The organism is Nesterenkonia sp. YGD6, assembly GCF_022565895.1.
Lineage (GTDB): Bacteria > Actinomycetota > Actinomycetes > Actinomycetales > Micrococcaceae > Nesterenkonia.
Window position 1 is genome coordinate 259,561 of sequence record NZ_JAJOYY010000002.1, and the last position, 17,037, is coordinate 276,597.

The following is a 17,037-nucleotide window of genomic DNA, read 5'->3' on the forward strand; positions in this document are numbered from 1 at the left end:
ATATCCTGCGTCACAGTGCCTCGACCGATCTTGACCCAACGTCCGCGCGCCTCCAGAGCTGACGAGCCTGTGGCAGGCGCGCTCCTCGAACGACGCCATCGGCCTGAGCTGCACGGTCTGCGCGGACTCGCGATCGCCGGCGTCGTCCTGTTCCACCTGTTCGGTGCCGGCAGGGTCTCCGGGGGCATCGACATCTTCCTCGCCATCTCCGGCTTCCTCTTCACCGCGATGCTTCTGCGTGAGGCGGGTTCAACGGGGAAGATCGACTTTCTGCGCTACTTCGTGCGACTGGCGAAGCGGATCTTGGCTCCCGCGGCCCTGGTCATCGCGGTCACCACCTTTGCGGGCCTGCTCCTGCTCCCGCTCACCCGACATGCCCAGCTCATCGCCGAGGCGCGTGCTTCGTTGCTCTACTTCGAGAACTTTGAGCTGATCCGCTCGCAGCTCTCCTACGAGGCCGCCGGTGCCGAGACGAGTCCCTTCCAGCATTTCTGGTCCCTTTCCGTCCAGGGGCAGTTCTATCTGATCTGGCCAGCGGTGGCGCTGCTCGCTGTCTGGCTGGCCCGTCGATCCGGGTTCTCCCCCACCGTCACGATGGCGACGCTCATCGGTCTGCTGATGAGCGCCTCCTTCGCAGCCGCCCTGATCGTTCAGCAGCAGAACCAGGCGGAGGCGTACCTGCTGACCCAGACGCGCATCTGGGAGCTGGGCTTCGGCGGTCTCCTCGCTCTGCTCGGCGCCAGGTTCGTGCTCCCGCGCGGTTCGCGCACGGCCGCTGGCTGGCTCGGGCTCGGCCTGGTCATCAGCTGCGGCTTCGTCCTGGACGGGGCGGCGCTCTTCCCCGGACCGTGGTCGCTCTGGCCGTTGGCAGGCATGGCGCTGGTCCTGGCCTCGGCGACTCCGCCGAGCTCCGGGCAGAAGGACGGGCGGCGTACGGCCGCGGGCCTGCTCTCCACCGCTCCGTTCACCCGGCTGGGTGACATCGCCTACGGACTCTTCCTGTGGCACTGGCCGCTGCTCATCTTCACTCTCGATTTTCGCGGCGCCTCCGGACTGACGCTCACCGACTCGGTGTCCGTGCTCGCCCTCTCCCTGCTCCTGGGCTGGGTGACCCACCGTTTCGTCGAGCAGCCACTGGCCCGCACGTCCAGGACCGAAAGCGGCCCAGGAGCGAGAAGAGCTGCCGGGAAGACGCTGGCGCTGGCCGCCAGCACGCTGATCATTGGTGGACTCGGCGCCACCACCTACGTGCAGATGACCACCTCCCCGCAGCAGGACGGCCTCGCCATGGCGGGTGTGGACCGGATGCTCTATCCCGGAGCAGACATCATCAATGCCGATCGCTCCGCGCGCGACGTCGAGTTCTACCCGGATCTCGGCGGCATCTCCCGTCGGGTGCCCGAGTACGCGCGAACCGACTGTCACCAGCCCACAGGAGATCAGCCTGGATCCGGTGAGGTGCTGGTCTGTGAGGATCCCGCACAGCCGGAGAACCCCTCCAAGACCATCATGCTCGCGGGCGGTTCCCACGCGGGTCACTGGCACAACGCGTGGATCATCCTTGCAGAGAAGCACAACTGGGAAGTGCTGGTCTCCACCAAGGGCGGGTGTGTGTTCCGCGGGCTCGACACCGAGGATCCGAACACCTGCGACGAGTGGCTCACCGGCTTCCCCGATGTGGTCGCCGACCGTCAGCCCGATCTTGTGGTGACCCCGGGCACCGCGATCCCCCGGGAGTCCGGGACCGAGAGCGTGCATGAGGGGGCCCCGGACCAGTGGGACGCGATCACGGGGGCCGGAACGGATCTGCTGCTCGTGCGGGGAACGCCTCGGCAGACGCAGAACGTCCCCGACTGTCTGGCCGACGGCGGAGACTCGATCGAATGCGCCCCGGAGTATGAGAAATACGCCGACGTCAACCCGCTGAATGAGCTGGACCTGCCCGAGAACACCTACAGCTTGGATCTCACCGAGCACTTCTGCCCCGCCCAGGAGTGCTCGGCTGTGATCGGCAATATCCTGGTCTACCGGGACAGCCACCACCTGACCAATGAATACGTCGAGACCATGGTGCCGCATCTTGAGCGGGAGCTTCGGGAGTCCGTCCCTGGGTTGTTCTCTCCGCAGGCAAGCTGACCCGGTGGTGAGCGGCGACGCTGATAGACTCGCAGGCGCTCAGCCGGTCCCGCACTTCGACTCCGCATAGGTGGTAGAACAAGGCAGGAGGACCGCGAGAACGAGACGGCACTCCTGCCCGATCGAGGTATCAGGAAGGAAACGACCATGGCCGCACCTGCTCTAGAGCGCGCCGGTGGACCCCAGGAGCCAGGCGAAGCTCGCAGGGTCGCTCAACTTGATGGCAGCAACCTCATCCGGGTCGGGGCCCGCCCGGGGCTCTTCCGCTACATCCGCGAGATCTGGTCCTTCCGCCACTTCCTGTACTACGACTCTCACTCCCGCGTCGCCTCGGCCAACAGCTATGACTCGCTGGGCCGGGTATGGATGATCCTGAATCCGATCCTCTTCGGCACGGCATACTTCTTCGTCTTCGGCCTGCTGCTGCAGACCGGTCGCGGCGTGGACAACTTCATCGGGTATCTGATCATCGGCGTGTTCACCTTCCGCTTCTTCACCACCGCGGTCTCCGGCGGGTCAAACGCAATCGCCGGGAACCAACGAGTGGTGCAGGCCTTCAACTTCCCTCGTGCCTGCCTGGTCATCTCCACCACGGTCCGCGAGCTCTTCTCCAGCATCCCGATGTTCTTCGTGATGGCCCTGCTCGTGCTGAGCATCGGAGACCTGCAGCTCGGGGACGCCGACGAGGTGCCGATCTCGCTGACCTGGCATTGGCTGCTGTTCTTCCCCTGCATCGCCCTGGCGCTGATGGTGATGCTCGGCTGGTCCCTCGCGCTGGCACGAGCAGTCAATGCGCACAACGACGTCAAGCACTTGATCAGCTTCGGCACCAGGATCCTGTTCTACACCTCAGCGGTGTTCTTCTCCTCAGATCGATACTCTGACATGGGTGTTGACTGGCTGGACACGGTGATGGGCCTCAACCCGCTCTTCTGTGTCCTCGACATCATCCGTCATGCCTGGCTCTACGACGGGTTCGCTGATCCCGCCCGCTGGATCGTCCTGGGCTCCTGGGCAGCTGGTTCAATGCTCATCGGGTTCCTGATCTTCTGGCACGGGGAAGAGAGCTACGGGAAGGAACGATGAGTACCTCTACTCCCTATGTCCCGCGGCGCAACACCGACACCGAAGCTGACCTGATTGCTCAAGACCTCGCCATAGAACTGGACGATGATTCTGCCGGTCTGGCCGACGCCTGGGAGGATCATCCCTTCACCCAACAGACCCCGGTGATCCAGACCGTGGATCCGAAGAATGTCTGTATGGTCGTCGACGACGCCTCCATGACCTACCGGGTGCGCTCATCCACGGGCAACAAGGGCTCCGGCGGTCGCATCGCTCAAGGCCTCAGACGGCTCACCGGCGCCGGCTGGGCCGAGGTCCACGCCCTGTCGAACCTGAGCTTCATCGTCAACCGCGGTGAATCAGTCGGCGTGATCGGCACCAACGGGTCCGGCAAGTCCACGCTGATGAAGCTGCTCACCGGCAAGGTCCGCCCCACCAGCGGTGAGGTCTACGCCACGTCGACCCCGGTGATGCTCGGCGTCAACGCCGCACTGGTCAAAGAGATCTCCGGCCGGGAGAACATCCGGCTCGGCTGCCTGGCCATGGGGCTCTCGCCGGAGCAGACTGCGGCGAAATATGATCAGATCGTGGAGATCTCGGGGCTCTCTGATGCCCTGGAGATGCCGCTGAAGACCTACTCCTCAGGCATGTCCTCGCGGCTGCAGTTCGCCATCGCCACCTCCGTCGACCCGGACATCCTGCTGATCGATGAGGCGCTGAACACCGGAGACGCGCAGTTCCGCGCACGCACCAAGGAGCGCCTGGATGAAGTGCGCGCCAATGCCGGCGCCGTCTTCCTGGTCTCACACTCGCTGGGCACCATCAAGCAGATGTGCACCCGGGTGATCTGGATCGAACAGGGCGAGATGCTCGCCGACGGCGACCCGCAGTGGGTGTGCGAGCAGTACGAGGAGTACACCTCGCACAAGTCGAACGGTCGGATGCGCGCGGCCAAGGTGGTCTACGAACGCACCCGGCTGCGGCTGGATCCGATCAAGGTCGACTTCACCTCCGGCTCCCGGCCGAAGAAGGCCGGCGGCAGCCGGAGCCGCTGAGCGAACATGACGGCGGCCCCGGGAGAGTCATCCTCCGGAGCCGCCGTCATGTTCAGGCTTTCAGCTGAGCTGAGGAGCCGAGCGGTCTCAGCTGAACCAGATGCCGATCTCGCGCTCGGCGGACTCCACCGAGTCGGAGCCGTGGACCAGGTTCTTCTGCACCTTCTCGCCCCAGTCCCGGCCGAGGTCTCCGCGGATCGTGCCCGGAGCCGCCGTCGTCGGCTCTGTGGTGCCGGCAAGGGAGCGGAAGCCTTCGATGACGCGCTCACCCTCCACGACCGCGGCGACCACCGGGCCGGAGAGCATGAAGTCCACCAGCGGCTGGTAGAAGGGCTTGCCCTCGTGCTCGGCGTAGTGCTGCGCCAGCTGCTCGGTGCTGGCGCTGAGCTGCTGCAGCGCGGTGACGCGGTAGCCCTTGGCCTCCACCCGACGCAGGATCTCACCGGTCAGACCTCGCTCAACACCGTCGGGCTTGACCAGGATCAGGGTACGTTCAGTCATTCTTGTGCTCCTCAGTTGTCGGGTTCTCTGCCAGGGCCTCTTCGGCCCGGAATCTGTCGAGCTTCTCGTCGTCAAGCTGATCGCCCTTGTTCAGCGCGTACCACCAGCAGGCCATGAAGGCCACGCCGGGGATCGCTGCCAGTGGCACGATCAGGCCTTCGCTGGTCACCAGTGCCACCGCGATGAAGCCGAGGAGCATCACGAACTGCAGCACCCAGCCGAACGCATAGCCGCCTCGGCGCTGCAGGATGGCGCAGGTGAAGATCAGGACCACCGCCAGGGCCAGCGAGCCGCCCAGCAGCCACCAGGCGTACCACTCGTTCTGGTTCAACCCCCAGGCCATGAGGCTGAAGAAGAACATCAGCACTGCCTCCAGGCACAGCACGGTGGAGGCGAACAGCGTCTTCACCGATCGTGGTGCCTTGACCTGTCCGGGGCGCCATTCGCGCTGTGCGCGGGTCTGCTTGGGCATCCTCTGCTCCTGCCTCGTGCTGGGTGCTGGTTCTTGCGGGGTTCTCTGAACTGGTTCTGGTTCGCCGCTCGACTCGGGGTCTTGACTCATGTTCCCTCGGGTGCTCCCAGCAGCGTGCGGGCCTCACCCACCAGGGTGATCGATCCGGTGATCAGCACGCCGCCGATCAGGCCCGGGTCGGCCTCGTCGGCGCGCCCCACCGCCCAGTCGATCGCGTCGTCGAGGCGTTCGGTGACGTAGATGTCCTGCTCGGCGTAGCCGACCTCGAGCGCGAGTGTTCCGAGCTGTCCTGCGGGAATGGCCCGCGGGGAGGTGGACTGCGTGAAGCAGATGTCCTCGACCAGACCCTCATACTCCTTGTACAGCGCGGTGAGCATCTCGCGGGCGTCCTTGTCCTGCAGGATCCCGACCACGAGCACCAGTCGGGAGAGCCCGAAGCTCTCCTTGAGCGCCTGCGCGCTGGCGGTGATCCCGGCAGGGTTGTGCGCGGCGTCGACGATGATGCTCGGGCCGGTGCGCAGGGTCTCGAGTCGTCCGGGGGCGCTGATGTTCTCCGCGGCCAGGCGCAGGTTCTCGATGTTGAGTTCCTGGTCTCCCCCGCCGATGAACGCCTCCAGAGCGGCTACCGCCACGGCGAAGTTCTGCGCCTGGTGCGCCCCGTGCAGGGGCAGCAGGATGTCCGGGTAGCGTCCGGCCAGGCCGGAGACGGTCAGCTGCTGACCCCCTACCCCAGGCACCCGGGATTCGACGCCGAACTCCACGCCTTCGAAGCGGTATGGCACATTCTTGGCCCGCGCCTCGGCGAGCAGCACATCGGCCGCGGCCGGGACCTGGGCGGCGGAGATCAGGAACCCGTCGGACTTGATGATGCCGGACTTTTCCAGGGCGATGTCGCGCTCGTCGTCGCCGAGCAGGTCGGTGTGGTCCAGGCTGATCGGGGTGACCACGCTGACCGATCCGTCGGCCACATTGGTGGCGTCGGTGATGCCGCCGAGGCCGACCTCGAGCACCATGACATCCACCGGGGCGTCGGCGAAGACCGCGAACGCCAGGATGGTGACACATTCGAAGTAGGTCAGCGGGACCTCGCCGCGGTCGTCCAGCTTCGCGTCGACCAGGCTTATGAAGGGGCGCACCTCGTCCCAGATCCGCACGAAGGTGCCGTCGTCGACCGGCTGGCCGTCGAGGCAGATCCGTTCGGTCACCGAGGTCAGGTGCGGGGAGGTGTAGCGCCCGACGCGCAGATCGTGGGCAAGCAGGCCGGCCTCGATCATCCGGGCGGTGGAGGTCTTGCCGTTGGTGCCGGTGATGTGGATGACCGGCGCGGTCCGGTTCGGCTCCCCCAGCAGGTCCATGGCCTCGACCATGGGCTGCATCCGCGGTTCCATCTTGTTCTCCGGTGCGCGCGAGAGCAGCTCCGCGTAGACGCTGGCCACTGAGAACTGATCAAGGTCTTCGCTCATGCTCGAGCTCCTTCGACGACGGACACATGAATGCTCGGTTCGGCTGAACTCTCGCAGGCGACCGGGTGCAGATCCACCGTGAGGGTCTCCTCGCTGACGAGCTGACGGTGGGCTTCCAGCGCCGCGACGATGGCCGGGGACGCCGTGACCGTGGTCTCGATCCGGTCTGAGACCTGCAGATCGGCGTCCTTGCGGGCCTGCTGGATGCTGCGGATCAGGTCCCGGGCGGTGCCCTCGGCAATCAGCTCCTCGCTGAGCTCCGTGTCCAGCACCAGGAAGCCGCCCGTACCGTCCAGGACCGTGACGGCCTTCTCGCCGAGCTCTTCGGAGACCGTGGTGCTCAAAGTGTACTCACCATCGAAGAGCTCCAACCCTCCAGCGGTCACCACGCCGGCCTCGACCGACCAGTCACCGGACTTCGCGCCCTTGATGGCCTGCTGGACCTGCTTGCCCAGTCGGGGGCCGACGACGCGGGCGTTGACCACCAGCTGCTGTCCGATGCCGAAGTCCGCCGCATCGGTCTGCGCGGCGTCGAGCAGCTGGACCTGTTTGAGGTTCAGCTCATCGGCGATGATCTGCTGGTAGGTGCCTTCCAGCGCCTGAGCCTGCGGCACGGCCACGGAGAGCTTGGCCAGCGGCTGGCGGACCCGGAGATTCGCCTGCTTGCGCAGCGAGGACCCGGCGGAGCTGACCAGACGGGTGAGCTCCATCAGCTCCACGGCACGCTCGTCGCGCAGATAGTCCTCAGGGTCTGGCCAGTCGGCCAGGTGCACCGAGCGCTTCCCGGTCAGGCCGCGCCAGATCTCCTCGCTGATCAGCGGCAGCAACGGAGCCGAGACCCGGGCGAAGGTCTCCAGCACCGTGTAGAGCACGTCGTAGGCGGCGAAGTCCTCGGCGTAGAAGCGGGCCCGAGACCGGCGGATGTACCAGTTGGTCAGCGTGTCGGAGAACCGGCGCAGCGACTCACACGCGGCGGAGACGTCGTAGGCGTCGAGCGAGGAGGTGACCTCGCGGACCAGATCACCGGTGGCGGCGAGGATGTAGCGGTCCAGCGGGCTGGCGACGTCGTCGGCCCCCACGGACTTGGCCTGGTAGCCGGCGCCCTGGTTGGCGGTGTTGGCGTAGAGCCCGAAGAAGTGCCAGGCGTTCCACATCGGCAGCAGCACCTGTCGGACGCTCTCACGGATGCCCTCCTCGGTGACCACCAGGTTGCCGCCGCGCAGGATCGGCGAGGACATCAGGAACCAGCGCATCGCGTCGGAGCCGTCGCGGTCCAGGACCTCGGAGACGTCCGGGTAGTTCTGCAGCGACTTCGACATCTTCTGGCCGTCGGAGCCCAGCACGATCCCGTGGCTGATCACGTTGGTGAAGGCCGGGCGGTCGAAGAGCGCGGTAGCCAGCACGTGCATGGTGTAGAACCAGCCGCGGGTCTGCCCGATGTACTCCACGATGAAGTCCGCCGGGTGGTGATCGGCGAACCACTGGGCGTTCTCGAAGGGGTAGTGGACCTGGGCGAACTGCATCGAGCCGGAGTCGAACCAGACGTCGAGGACGTCCTCGACCCGGCGCATCGTGGAGGCGCCCGTGGGGTCGTCGGGGTTCGGGCGGGTCAGCGCATCGATCCAGGGCCGGTGCAGGTCGGGCTCGCCCTCGGCGTTGCGCGGGTAGTCGCCGAAGGCCTCCTTGAGCTCCTCCAGCGAGCCGTAGACCTCGGTCCGCGGGTGCTCCGGATCGTCCGAGACCCAGACCGGCAGCGGACTGCCCCAGTAGCGGTTGCGGGAGATCGACCAGTCGCGGGCGTTCTCCAGCCATTTGCCGAACTGGCCGTGCTTGACGTTGCCCGGGATCCAGTTGATCTGCTCGTTGAGCTCGAGCATCCGCTCCTTGACCTGGGTGACAGCCACGTACCAGGAGGTCACCGCCTTGTAGATCAGCGGGGTGCGGCAGCGCCAGCAGTGCGGGTAGGAGTGCACATAGGATGCCTCACGGACCAGTCGCCCGGAGGTCTTGAGCTCGTTGATGATGGTGCGGTTGGCCTCGAAGACCTGGACCCCGGCGATCTCGGCCAGCGGGGTCTTGCCCGTGGGGGTGGGCTGGGCGAACATCGGCAGGAACCGGGCGCCCTCGTCCACGGAGAGGATCACCGGGATCCCGGCCTCCTCGGAGGAGCGCTGATCCTCTTCACCGTAGGCCGAGGCCTGGTGGACCAGCCCGGTGCCGTCGGTGGTGGTCACGTAGTCCTCCACCAGCACCCGGAAGGCGTGCTCGGTGCCCCAGGTCTCGGTGTCGGTGTAGTAGTCCCACAGCGGCGCGTACTCGAGCCCGGCCAGCTCGGTGCCCTGGTAGCGGGCGACGACGGCGGCGGCTGCCGCCTCGGCCGCGGTGGCAGGCACCGCTTCGGTGGCTTGCACGTCTGTGGCTTCAGCGTCGGTGGCTTCAGCGTCGGTGAAGCCCAGGTCCTTGGCGTAGGCGCCGAGCAGCTCGGCAGCGATCAGGTGCCGGCCGGGCAGCGCGGAATCTGCGGGTGCCTGGACGACGACGTATTCCACCTCAGGACCCACGGCGACGGAGAAGTTGGTGGGCAGGGTCCAGGGTGTGGTGGTCCAGGCCAACAGGTTGACCCCGGTGAGGGCGTCGCCGTGCGCGCCGCCTCCGGTGATCGGGAAAGCCACGGTGACCGAGGGGTCCTGGCGGTCCTTGTAGACGTCGTCGTCCATGCGCAGCTCGTGGTTGGACAGCGGGGTCTCGTCCTTCCAGCAGTACGGCAGCACGCGGAAGCCCTGGTAGGTCAGGCCCTTCTCGTGCAGCTGCTTGAAGGCCCAGATGACCGATTCCATGTAGTCCACGTTGAGCGTCTTGTAGTCATTCTCGAAGTCCACCCAACGGGCCTGGCGGTGCACATAGGATTCCCATTCGCCGGTGTACCTCAGCACCGAGGCACGGCAGGCGTCGTTGAACTTGTCCACGCCGAAGGCCTCGATCTCGGCCTTGTCGGTCATGCCGAGTTCCTTCATGGCGGTGAGCTCGGCGGGCAGCCCATGGGTGTCCCAGCCGAAGCGCCGCTCCACCCGGGAGCCGCGCTGGGTCTGGTAACGCGCCACGAGGTCTTTGACGTAGCCGGTGAGCAGATGACCGTAGTGCGGCAGACCGTTGGCGAAGGGCGGACCGTCGTAGAAGACGAACTCGTTGGCCTCACCGGAGGCGTCCTCGGTGGGCCGGTTGTCGATGGAGGCCTGGAAGGTGCCGTCCTTCTCCCACTGCGCCAGCACGCGCTCTTCGATCTTCGGGAAGCGCGGGGAGGCGGGGATCCGACGCGCGCCTGACTCGGCGGCTGATGCGCGGGGATACACGGGAGAGTTGTTCTCGGTCATGGAGGTCCGTCCTGCTGTGGTGCTGAGCGATGGTCTGACGCACTCACAAGGACGCCTGCCGGGCGCGGTACCACCTTGCTTGCCCCACGCCTGCCGTCCCTGCTCCGTGAAGGAGCTGAGGACGCGCCGTCGTCGGGCCTCTCCATGACTGCTGTGACGGGCTTACCCGTCCGGCTCTACTGAGGCGCCGCGGGGGTGATGCCGCGGGACCGGTTCTACCGGAAGCTCACCGGTGATGGCCGGGTCAAAGCTGCTGGTGATCAGTCTACTGGGTCCGTGCCTGAGGGGCCATCCGGAGCCGGCGCCGCGGGCACCGGGAACGGTCGAGTGAAATAGGCAGTGTGTTACGGTCTACTGCTTGTGGCCTGGTTCACCCCCTTTGATGGATGAGGGTGCGGCCCGGCCGCCACGAGGGGACACCGTCCCGCGCCATCTGCACCAGCTCCGCCGAGGCCTGAGAACAGGCCCGCGTCATGAGCTCAGAGCGCGGCCACGGATCCGTTGAAGCACGATGCGGCGTCACGCGATGCCTTGCCTGTGCGCGCCCAAAAATGCGGCGCCAGGCGGATGTGACGACGAGTGAACGCAGCGAGACGACTGATACTCAACGAGGGGAACATACGACGTGAACGAATCAAGCGCAGTCCAGTTCGGCGCCATCACGGTGGTGCTGCTGCTGGTGGCCTTCTACGGGGGGACTTACCTGGTCTCGCATCGGATCAGGAAGAAGAAGGAGAACGCTGACCAGTACATGACGGCCGGCAACAAGATCGGCTTCGGGATCTCCGCGGCATCCATGACCGCGACCTGGATCTGGGCGTCGTCGATGTACGCCTCCGCCGAGGCCGGGTACACCTACGGGATCTCCGGGCCCATCCACTACGGGCTCTGGGGGGCGCTGATGATCCTGTTCATCTACCCCTTCGGCAAGCGGATCCGCGCGGTGGCGCCGCGGGCGCACAGCATCGCCGAGGTGATGTACGCCCGGCACGGACGCTCGAGTCAGCTGATGCTCGCGGGCTCCAATGTGGTGGGCAGCCTGATCTCGCTGATGTCGAACTTCATCGCCGGCGGGGTGCTGATCGCGATGCTCTCTCCGTTCACCTTCATCCAGGGCGTGCTCACCGTGGCCGCCGGGGTGCTGCTCTACACGCTGTGGTCCGGCTTCCGCGCCTCGGTGCTGACCGACTTCATCCAGGTCATGGCGATGTTCGGGGCCGTGGCCGTGATCATCCCGTTCATCTTCTTCGCCGCGGACTTCCCGTCCGCCTTCGAGACCGGCGCGCAGAACCTCTCGCCCGAGCAGCAGAGCTTCTTCTCCAGCGAGGCGTTCCTGAATCAGGGCGCGCCCTATATCGCGGCGGTGCTCGCCTACGCGATCGGCAACCAGACCATCGCCCAGCGGCTCTTCGCCGTGCGCGAGGATCTGATCAAGCCGACCTTCATCACCGCCACCATCGGCTATGGCGCCATGGTCATCGGGGTGGGCATGTTCGGCGTGATGGCCCTCTACCTGGGCTTCGAACCCACCGACGGCGACGTCAACAACATCATTCCCGAGATGGCGGCGAGCTACCTGCCCGCGGCGCTGCTGGCGATCTTCTTCGTGATGATCATCGGCGCCCTCTCCTCCACCGCTGACTCCGACCTCTCAGCGATGTCCTCGATCATGATGGCCGATGTCTATGGGCAGAACGTGGCCGGCAAGGCCAAGGCCAACCCGCAGACCATGCTTCTGGTAGGCCGAGTGACCATGCTGCTGGCCACCGCCGCGGCGGTGAGCTTCGCCAGCCTGCAGCTGAGCATCCTGGACCTGCTGGTGTTCGTCGGCGCGCTCTGGGGCGCGCTGGTCTTCCCGGTGCTGGCCAGCTTCTACTGGAAGAAGGTCACCAACAAGGCCTTCACCGTCTCGGTGCTCGCGGCGCTGGCCTGCTTCGTGCCGGTGCGCTTCGAATGGTTCCCGCTCTCCGGGGCGGTCGGGATCTTCGTGGACCTGCTCTCGGTGGTCGGCATCGCGGTGATCCTGGGGCTGATGTGCTTCGGCTTCTTCGGAATGAAGGTCGCCAAGGTGGTGGCGGTGATCGCCGCCGTGGTCTCGGCGCCGTTCGTCATCGGCTTCCTGCACGACTACGCCACGCTCAGCGCCTCGCTGGTCGCCTATGCGGTCAGCACCATCGTCTGCTGGGCGATGTCGGTGCGCGGCAACGCCGAGTTCGACTTCGCGCTGATCGCGCAGCGGACCGGCAACTTCGACGACGACGCGGCAGCCGGCCCCGCAGATGCTGCCAGCACCGCCAACCCTGAACCGACAACAGTGGGAGACACCCGATGAGCCCCCTTGCGATGACCCTCTACACCCTGATGTGGCCGCTGATCGTGCTCGCGGTCATGGGCGTGATCGGCTACGCCTTCTTCGCCGACTGGAAGAAGGCTCGCGAGTCCGGGCAGGACATCATCTGAGTCTGGACGCAGGGCCGCCCGGCATGGGGGCTGCCCTGCCCTGGGGCGGCCCCCGGCAGGACTGTGCCGCTCGACGACGGCGCTATAGGGTGATGTGGGATCTCGAGAGGAGCCGGTGATGAACATCGATGTCTGGCCGGAGACGGCCCCGACGCAGATTCTGCTCCTGACCCTCGCGTTCCTGATGTCCGCGACCATCGGGATCGAGCGTGACATCCGGCAGAAGTCCGCCGGAGCGCGCACCCACATCCTGGTCGGCATGGGCTCGGCCCTGTTCACCCTGGTCTCCGCCTACGGGTTCTCGCACCTCATCGGCGGGGACGTGGTCCTGGACCCGTCGCGGATCGCCGCGCAGATCGTCAGCGGGATCGGCTTCATCGGCGCAGGGGTGATCTTCGTCCGGCAGAACGTCGTCTCCGGGCTGACCACCGCGGCGTCGATCTGGGTGACGGCCGCCGTCGGGATGGCCTGCGGGGCCGGCATGCCGGTGATCGCTGGGCTGACCGTGGTCTTCTACCTGCTCTCGGTCACCGTGGTGACGAACCTGGTCCGCCGACTCCCCCGCCACGACCGCTCCGAACGCTATATCGTGCGCTACGCAGACGGTCGCGGGATCCTGCGCGAGATCCTCGGCGCCGCGGCTCAGTGGGGCTATGAGACCCGGCTGGTGCGTACCCGACGGCTCGAGGTCGGCGATGGGTTCGCGGTGGACGCCACGATGACCTTCACCCGCACCCAGCGCGTGGGCCGGGAACACCTCTTCGAAGCACTCCAGGAGCTCGACGGCGTCCTGGAGATCCGCACCGTGACCGAGGAGAACGACTGACCTACCCGGTCCCGCGCAGGGCGGTCAGCTTGTCCAGCGATGAAGAAATCGTAGAGCCATAGCCCGATGATCGGCTATGGCTCTACGATTTCTTGACTTCGCGGAAGCGTCAGACCTGGGCGGGCTGCTCTTCCTCGACGAGCTCCACGTCGGTGACGACCACGTGCTGCACGGCTTCGGACTGAACCACCAGTTCCAGGGAGCGCGCCCGAGTGGCCGCCTGCACGTCCGCGATCGCCGCGTCGATGTGGGCCAGCGTCCGCTCCGGCGCGAAGACCTTGGCGGTGATCACTTCGGTGCGCTGCTTGACCTTGGCCTCGGACTTGACCTTGCGCAGACCCGAGAGCACCTGCGCGACGGAGTCCAACATCCCGGCCGAGCCCTGCACGGATTCCAGCCCGGAGGTTCCCGGCCACTGGGTGGAGTGCACCGAGCCGTTGCGCCACCAGCGCCAGACCTCATCGGTCACGAACGGCAGCACCGGAGCGAAGAGCCGCAGCAGCGAATCCAGCGTGGTGGCCAGGGCCGCCAGCACCGAGTCCTGCGCCTGCTCGCCGCGTGAGCCGTAGGCGCGATCCTTGACCAGCTCCACGTAGTCGTCGGTGAAGGACCAGAAGAATGACTCCACCAGCTGCAGCGCCCGGGCGTAGTCATAGTCGGCGAAGTGCTTGGTGGCCTGCTCCACCACGGTGCGCAGCTCGGCGATCAGGGCGCGGTCCAGGGGCTCGGTGAGGACCTGGGCTCCAGCGTCGTCGGTGATGATGTGGGCCTCGGTCACGCCCAGGTTCAGCGCGAACTTCGAGGCGTTGAGCAGCTTGATCGCCAGCCGTCGACCGATCTTCATCTGCGCGACCTCGTAGGCGGTGTCCGCGCCGAGCTTGGCCGAGGCAGCCCAGTAGCGCACCGCGTCGGAGCCGAACTGCTCCAGCGGCTCGGTGGGCACGACCACGTTGCCCTTGGACTTGGACATCTTCTTCCGGTCCGGGTCCAGGATCCATCCGGAGATCGCGGTGTTGGTCCACGGCACGGAGTCGTTCAACGAGTTCGCGCGGACCGCGGAGGCGAAGAGCCAGGTGCGGATGATGTCGTGGCCCTGCGGGCGCAGGTCGAAGGGGAAGACCTTGTTGAAGAAGTCGTTGTCCTTCTCCCAGCGGCCTGCGATGTGCGGGGTGATCGCCGAGGTGGCCCAGGTGTCCAGCACGTCGGCCTCGCCGATGAAGCCGCCGGCGGCGCCGCGCTGGGACTTGTCATACCCGGCGGGGACCTGCGAGGCCGGGTCCACCGGCAGCAGCGCCTCCTCGGGCAGCAGCGGGTTGTCATAGTCGGGCTCGGCGTCGGCGTTGAGCGGGTACCAGACCGGGATCGGCACGCCGAAGAAGCGCTGCCGAGAGACCAGCCAGTCACCGTTGAGGCCCTCCACCCAGTTCTCGTAGCGCGAGCGCATGAAGGCCGGGTGCCAGGAGATCTCCTTGCCGCGGGCGACCATCTTCTCCCGGCGGGCGGCGTCGCGGCCGCCGTTGCGGATGTACCACTGCCGCGAGGTCACGACCTCCAGCGGCTTGTCGCCCTTCTCGTAGAAGTGCACCGCGTGGGTGATCTTCTTCGGCTCACCGTCGAGCAGATCGGCGGCCTTGAGCAGCTCCACCACGGCTTCCTTGGCAGAATGCACGGTCTTGCCGGCGAGCTGCTCGTAGTTCGCCCGGCCTTCGGCGGAGCTGATCCATTCCGGGGTCTCGCGGGAGAAGCGGCCGTCGCGGCCGATCAGCGCGCGGGTGGGCAGCTGCAGCTCACGCCACCAGGTCACGTCCGTCATGTCGCCGAAGGTGCAGATCATGGCGACCCCGGAGCCCTTGTCCGGCTGTGCCAGTCCGTGCGCCTTGACCTCGACTTCGACGCCGAAGAGCGGGGAGATCACGGTCTTGCCGAAGAGCTGCTGGTAGCGCTCATCGTCAGGGTGCGCGACCAGGGCCACGCAGGAGGGCAGAAGCTCAGGGCGGGTGGTCTCGATGAAGACCTGCTCACCGGTGTCCTTCACTGTGAAGGGATAGCGGTGGTACGCCCCGGGGTGGTCCTTGGCCTCCAGCTCGGCCTGGGCCACTGCGGTGCGGAAGGTGATGTCCCACAGCGTCGGTGCCTGGGCGGTGTAGGCGTTGCCGGCATGGATGTCGCGCAGAAAGGCGCGCTGGGAGGCGGCGCGAGAATCGTCGTCGATGGTGCGGTAGGTCTGGCGCCAGTCCACGGAGAGGCCCAGCCGGGAGAAGAGATCCTCGAAGATCTTCTCGTCCTCCACGGTGAGTGTCTCGCAGAGCTCGATGAAGTTCGCCCGGCTGATGGCGTCCCAGTCGCGCTGGTTCTTGGCCGGCTTCTCCGGCGGGGTGTAGTCCGGGTCGTAGGGCTGCGCGGGGTCACAGCGCACGCCGTAGTAGTTCTGCACCCGGCGCTCGGTGGGCAGACCGTTGTCGTCCCAGCCCAACGGATAGAAGACGTTCTTGCCCGACATCCGCATGAAGCGCGCCATCACGTCGGTCTGCGTGTAGGAGAACATGTGCCCCACGTGCAGCGCCCCGGAGGCGGTGGGCGGCGGAGTGTCGATGGAGTAGACATCCGCGCGCTCGGTGTCCTCGTTGAAGTGGTAGATCTCCTCGGCCTGCCAGGCGGTGTGGAGCTTCTCCTCGAGGCCCTCCAGCGCGGGGCGGTCCGGGACCACGGGGGTCTTGCGCGCGGCGGTGCCGTGGGATGCGTCTGTGGAAAGGGTCTCGGTGGCGGGCGCGTCTGTGCCCGGAGTGTGATCAGCCATGCTGGCCATTCTCTCACGGCGGCAGTGTCACATATTGAACGGGCGGTTCTCCCGGAGCACCCCGCTCACTAGGCTGTCTTCATGATTGACACTGATGCCTCCACCCGCAGCGCCCTGGTCACCGGCGCCTCCTCCGGGATCGGCGCCGCCACCGCGCACCGCCTCACCACCGAGGGCTGGCGGGTCTTCGCCGTCGCCCGCCGGGCCGAGAAGCTCGAGAGCCTGGCCGAGCAGGAGGGGATCATTCCGATCATCTGCGACGTCACCGACCCGGAGCAGGTGGCGGCCGCGCTGGAAGAGGTCACCGCGGCCGGCGGGATCGACACGCTGATCAACAACGCCGGCGGCGCGCTGGGCATGGACACGGTCGCCGAGGGACGGCCCGAGGACTGGCTCTGGATGTACGAGGTCAACGTGCTGGGCGCGTTGAACATGATCAAGGCCTTCGTCCCGATGCTGCGCGCCCACGGCGAGGGCACGATCCTCACCGTGACCTCCACCGCCGCCCTCGCCCCCTATGAGGGCGGGGCAGGCTATAACGCGGCGAAGTTCGGCGAGCACGCACTCACCGGCGCGCTGCGCCTGGAGGAGGCCGAGCACAACATCCGCGTGATCGAGGTGCTGCCCGGCATGGTGGCCACCGAGGAGTTCACCGCCAAGCGGCTGCGCGGCGATGTGGCCGCCGCCGAGGCGGTCTACCGCGGAGTCAAGCGCCCGTTGGTGGCCGAGGACATCGCCGAGGTCATCGCCGCCGCAGTCACCCTCCCCCACCACGTGAACCTGGACCAGGTGGTGGTCCGCCCGGTCGCTCAGGCCGCCCAGCACAAGGTGATCCGCGAGGAGTGATCAGCCGCGGCACCCCGGCCGCCTGACGCGGCACCGACCCGAGGC

General features: G+C 66.8%; 12 protein-coding genes. 7 read left to right on the forward strand and 5 right to left on the reverse strand.

Translation table 11 applies throughout. The features are described 5' to 3' along the window. The first annotated feature begins 30 nt into the window (after positions 1–30). The 3 genes from LTI14_RS04565 to LTI14_RS04575 all read left to right on the forward strand — a co-directional run bounded on the left by LTI14_RS04565 (position 31) and on the right by LTI14_RS04575 (position 4,256). Complete coding sequence (locus LTI14_RS04565) at positions 31–2,136, forward strand: acyltransferase family protein (protein ID WP_241475938.1); 2,106 nt, start codon at positions 31–33, stop codon at positions 2,134–2,136. Between the two features lie 147 nt (positions 2,137–2,283). After that, complete coding sequence (locus LTI14_RS04570) at positions 2,284–3,222, forward strand: ABC transporter permease (RefSeq protein ID WP_241475939.1); 939 nt, start codon at positions 2,284–2,286, stop codon at positions 3,220–3,222. Then, positions 3,219–4,256: an ABC transporter ATP-binding protein gene (locus tag LTI14_RS04575; protein ID WP_241475940.1), complete on the forward strand. Its 1,038-nt coding sequence runs from the start codon at positions 3,219–3,221 to the stop codon at positions 4,254–4,256. Before LTI14_RS04570 ends, LTI14_RS04575 begins: the two co-directional genes overlap by 4 nt. An 87-nt stretch (positions 4,257–4,343) precedes the next feature. Here LTI14_RS04575 and ndk read toward each other — a convergent pair whose 3' ends face one another. From ndk to ileS, 4 genes are all read right to left on the reverse strand, one after another. Further along, positions 4,344–4,757, reverse strand: a complete 414-nt coding sequence (gene ndk, locus LTI14_RS04580) for a nucleoside-diphosphate kinase (protein WP_241464956.1) — start codon at positions 4,755–4,757, stop codon at positions 4,344–4,346. Next, positions 4,750–5,229 (reverse strand): DUF4233 domain-containing protein, encoded by a 480-nt coding sequence (locus LTI14_RS04585; RefSeq protein ID WP_241475941.1) that lies wholly within the window; start codon positions 5,227–5,229, stop codon positions 4,750–4,752. Before LTI14_RS04585 ends, ndk begins: the two co-directional genes overlap by 8 nt. An 86-nt stretch (positions 5,230–5,315) precedes the next feature. Then, a complete protein-coding gene (locus LTI14_RS04590) occupies positions 5,316–6,692 on the reverse strand; it encodes a bifunctional folylpolyglutamate synthase/dihydrofolate synthase (protein ID WP_241475942.1) in 1,377 nt (458 codons plus the stop codon). Further along, entirely contained in the window at positions 6,689–10,063 is a 3,375-nt protein-coding gene (gene ileS, locus LTI14_RS04595) for an isoleucine--tRNA ligase (protein WP_241475943.1), read from the reverse strand. Before ileS ends, LTI14_RS04590 begins: the two co-directional genes overlap by 4 nt. Positions 10,064–10,688: 625 nt before the next feature. Between ileS and LTI14_RS04600 the strand changes: the two genes are divergently transcribed. From LTI14_RS04600 to LTI14_RS04610, 3 genes are all read left to right on the forward strand, one after another. Then, positions 10,689–12,395, forward strand: a complete 1,707-nt coding sequence (locus LTI14_RS04600) for a sodium:solute symporter family protein (protein WP_241464960.1) — start codon at positions 10,689–10,691, stop codon at positions 12,393–12,395. Then, the gene (locus LTI14_RS04605) at positions 12,392–12,523 is read left to right on the forward strand and encodes a putative transporter small subunit (RefSeq protein ID WP_241464961.1); all 132 of its coding nucleotides are present in this window, start codon (positions 12,392–12,394) and stop codon (positions 12,521–12,523) included. Before LTI14_RS04600 ends, LTI14_RS04605 begins: the two co-directional genes overlap by 4 nt. A 118-nt stretch (positions 12,524–12,641) precedes the next feature. Further along, positions 12,642–13,349: an MgtC/SapB family protein gene (locus LTI14_RS04610; protein ID WP_241464962.1), complete on the forward strand. Its 708-nt coding sequence runs from the start codon at positions 12,642–12,644 to the stop codon at positions 13,347–13,349. Positions 13,350–13,458: 109 nt separating this feature from the next. Here LTI14_RS04610 and valS read toward each other — a convergent pair whose 3' ends face one another. Then, positions 13,459–16,146, reverse strand: a complete 2,688-nt coding sequence (valS, locus tag LTI14_RS04615; protein ID WP_241475944.1) for a valine--tRNA ligase — start codon at positions 16,144–16,146, stop codon at positions 13,459–13,461. 81 nt (positions 16,147–16,227) lie between these two features. On the opposite strand from valS, the gene LTI14_RS04620 reads away from it, so the two are divergent. Then, the gene (locus tag LTI14_RS04620; RefSeq protein WP_241470963.1) at positions 16,228–16,992 is read left to right on the forward strand and encodes an SDR family oxidoreductase; all 765 of its coding nucleotides are present in this window, start codon (positions 16,228–16,230) and stop codon (positions 16,990–16,992) included. The last annotated feature ends 45 nt before the right edge of the window (positions 16,993–17,037 follow it).

Coding starts and splice junctions, on each gene's coding strand:
- ndk (WP_241464956.1), bottom strand. CDS start 4,757: ATGACTGAACGTACCCTGATCCTGGTCAAGCCCGACGGTGTTGAGCGA.
- LTI14_RS04585 (WP_241475941.1), bottom strand. CDS start 5,229: ATGCCCAAGCAGACCCGCGCACAGCGCGAATGGCGCCCCGGACAGGTC.
- LTI14_RS04605 (WP_241464961.1), top strand. CDS start 12,392: ATGAGCCCCCTTGCGATGACCCTCTACACCCTGATGTGGCCGCTGATC.
- valS (WP_241475944.1), bottom strand. CDS start 16,146: ATGGCTGATCACACTCCGGGCACAGACGCGCCCGCCACCGAGACCCTT.
- ileS (WP_241475943.1), bottom strand. CDS start 10,063: ATGACCGAGAACAACTCTCCCGTGTATCCCCGCGCATCAGCCGCCGAG.
- LTI14_RS04620 (WP_241470963.1), top strand. CDS start 16,228: ATGATTGACACTGATGCCTCCACCCGCAGCGCCCTGGTCACCGGCGCC.
- LTI14_RS04575 (WP_241475940.1), top strand. CDS start 3,219: ATGAGTACCTCTACTCCCTATGTCCCGCGGCGCAACACCGACACCGAA.
- LTI14_RS04570 (WP_241475939.1), top strand. CDS start 2,284: ATGGCCGCACCTGCTCTAGAGCGCGCCGGTGGACCCCAGGAGCCAGGC.
- LTI14_RS04590 (WP_241475942.1), bottom strand. CDS start 6,692: ATGAGCGAAGACCTTGATCAGTTCTCAGTGGCCAGCGTCTACGCGGAG.
- LTI14_RS04610 (WP_241464962.1), top strand. CDS start 12,642: ATGAACATCGATGTCTGGCCGGAGACGGCCCCGACGCAGATTCTGCTC.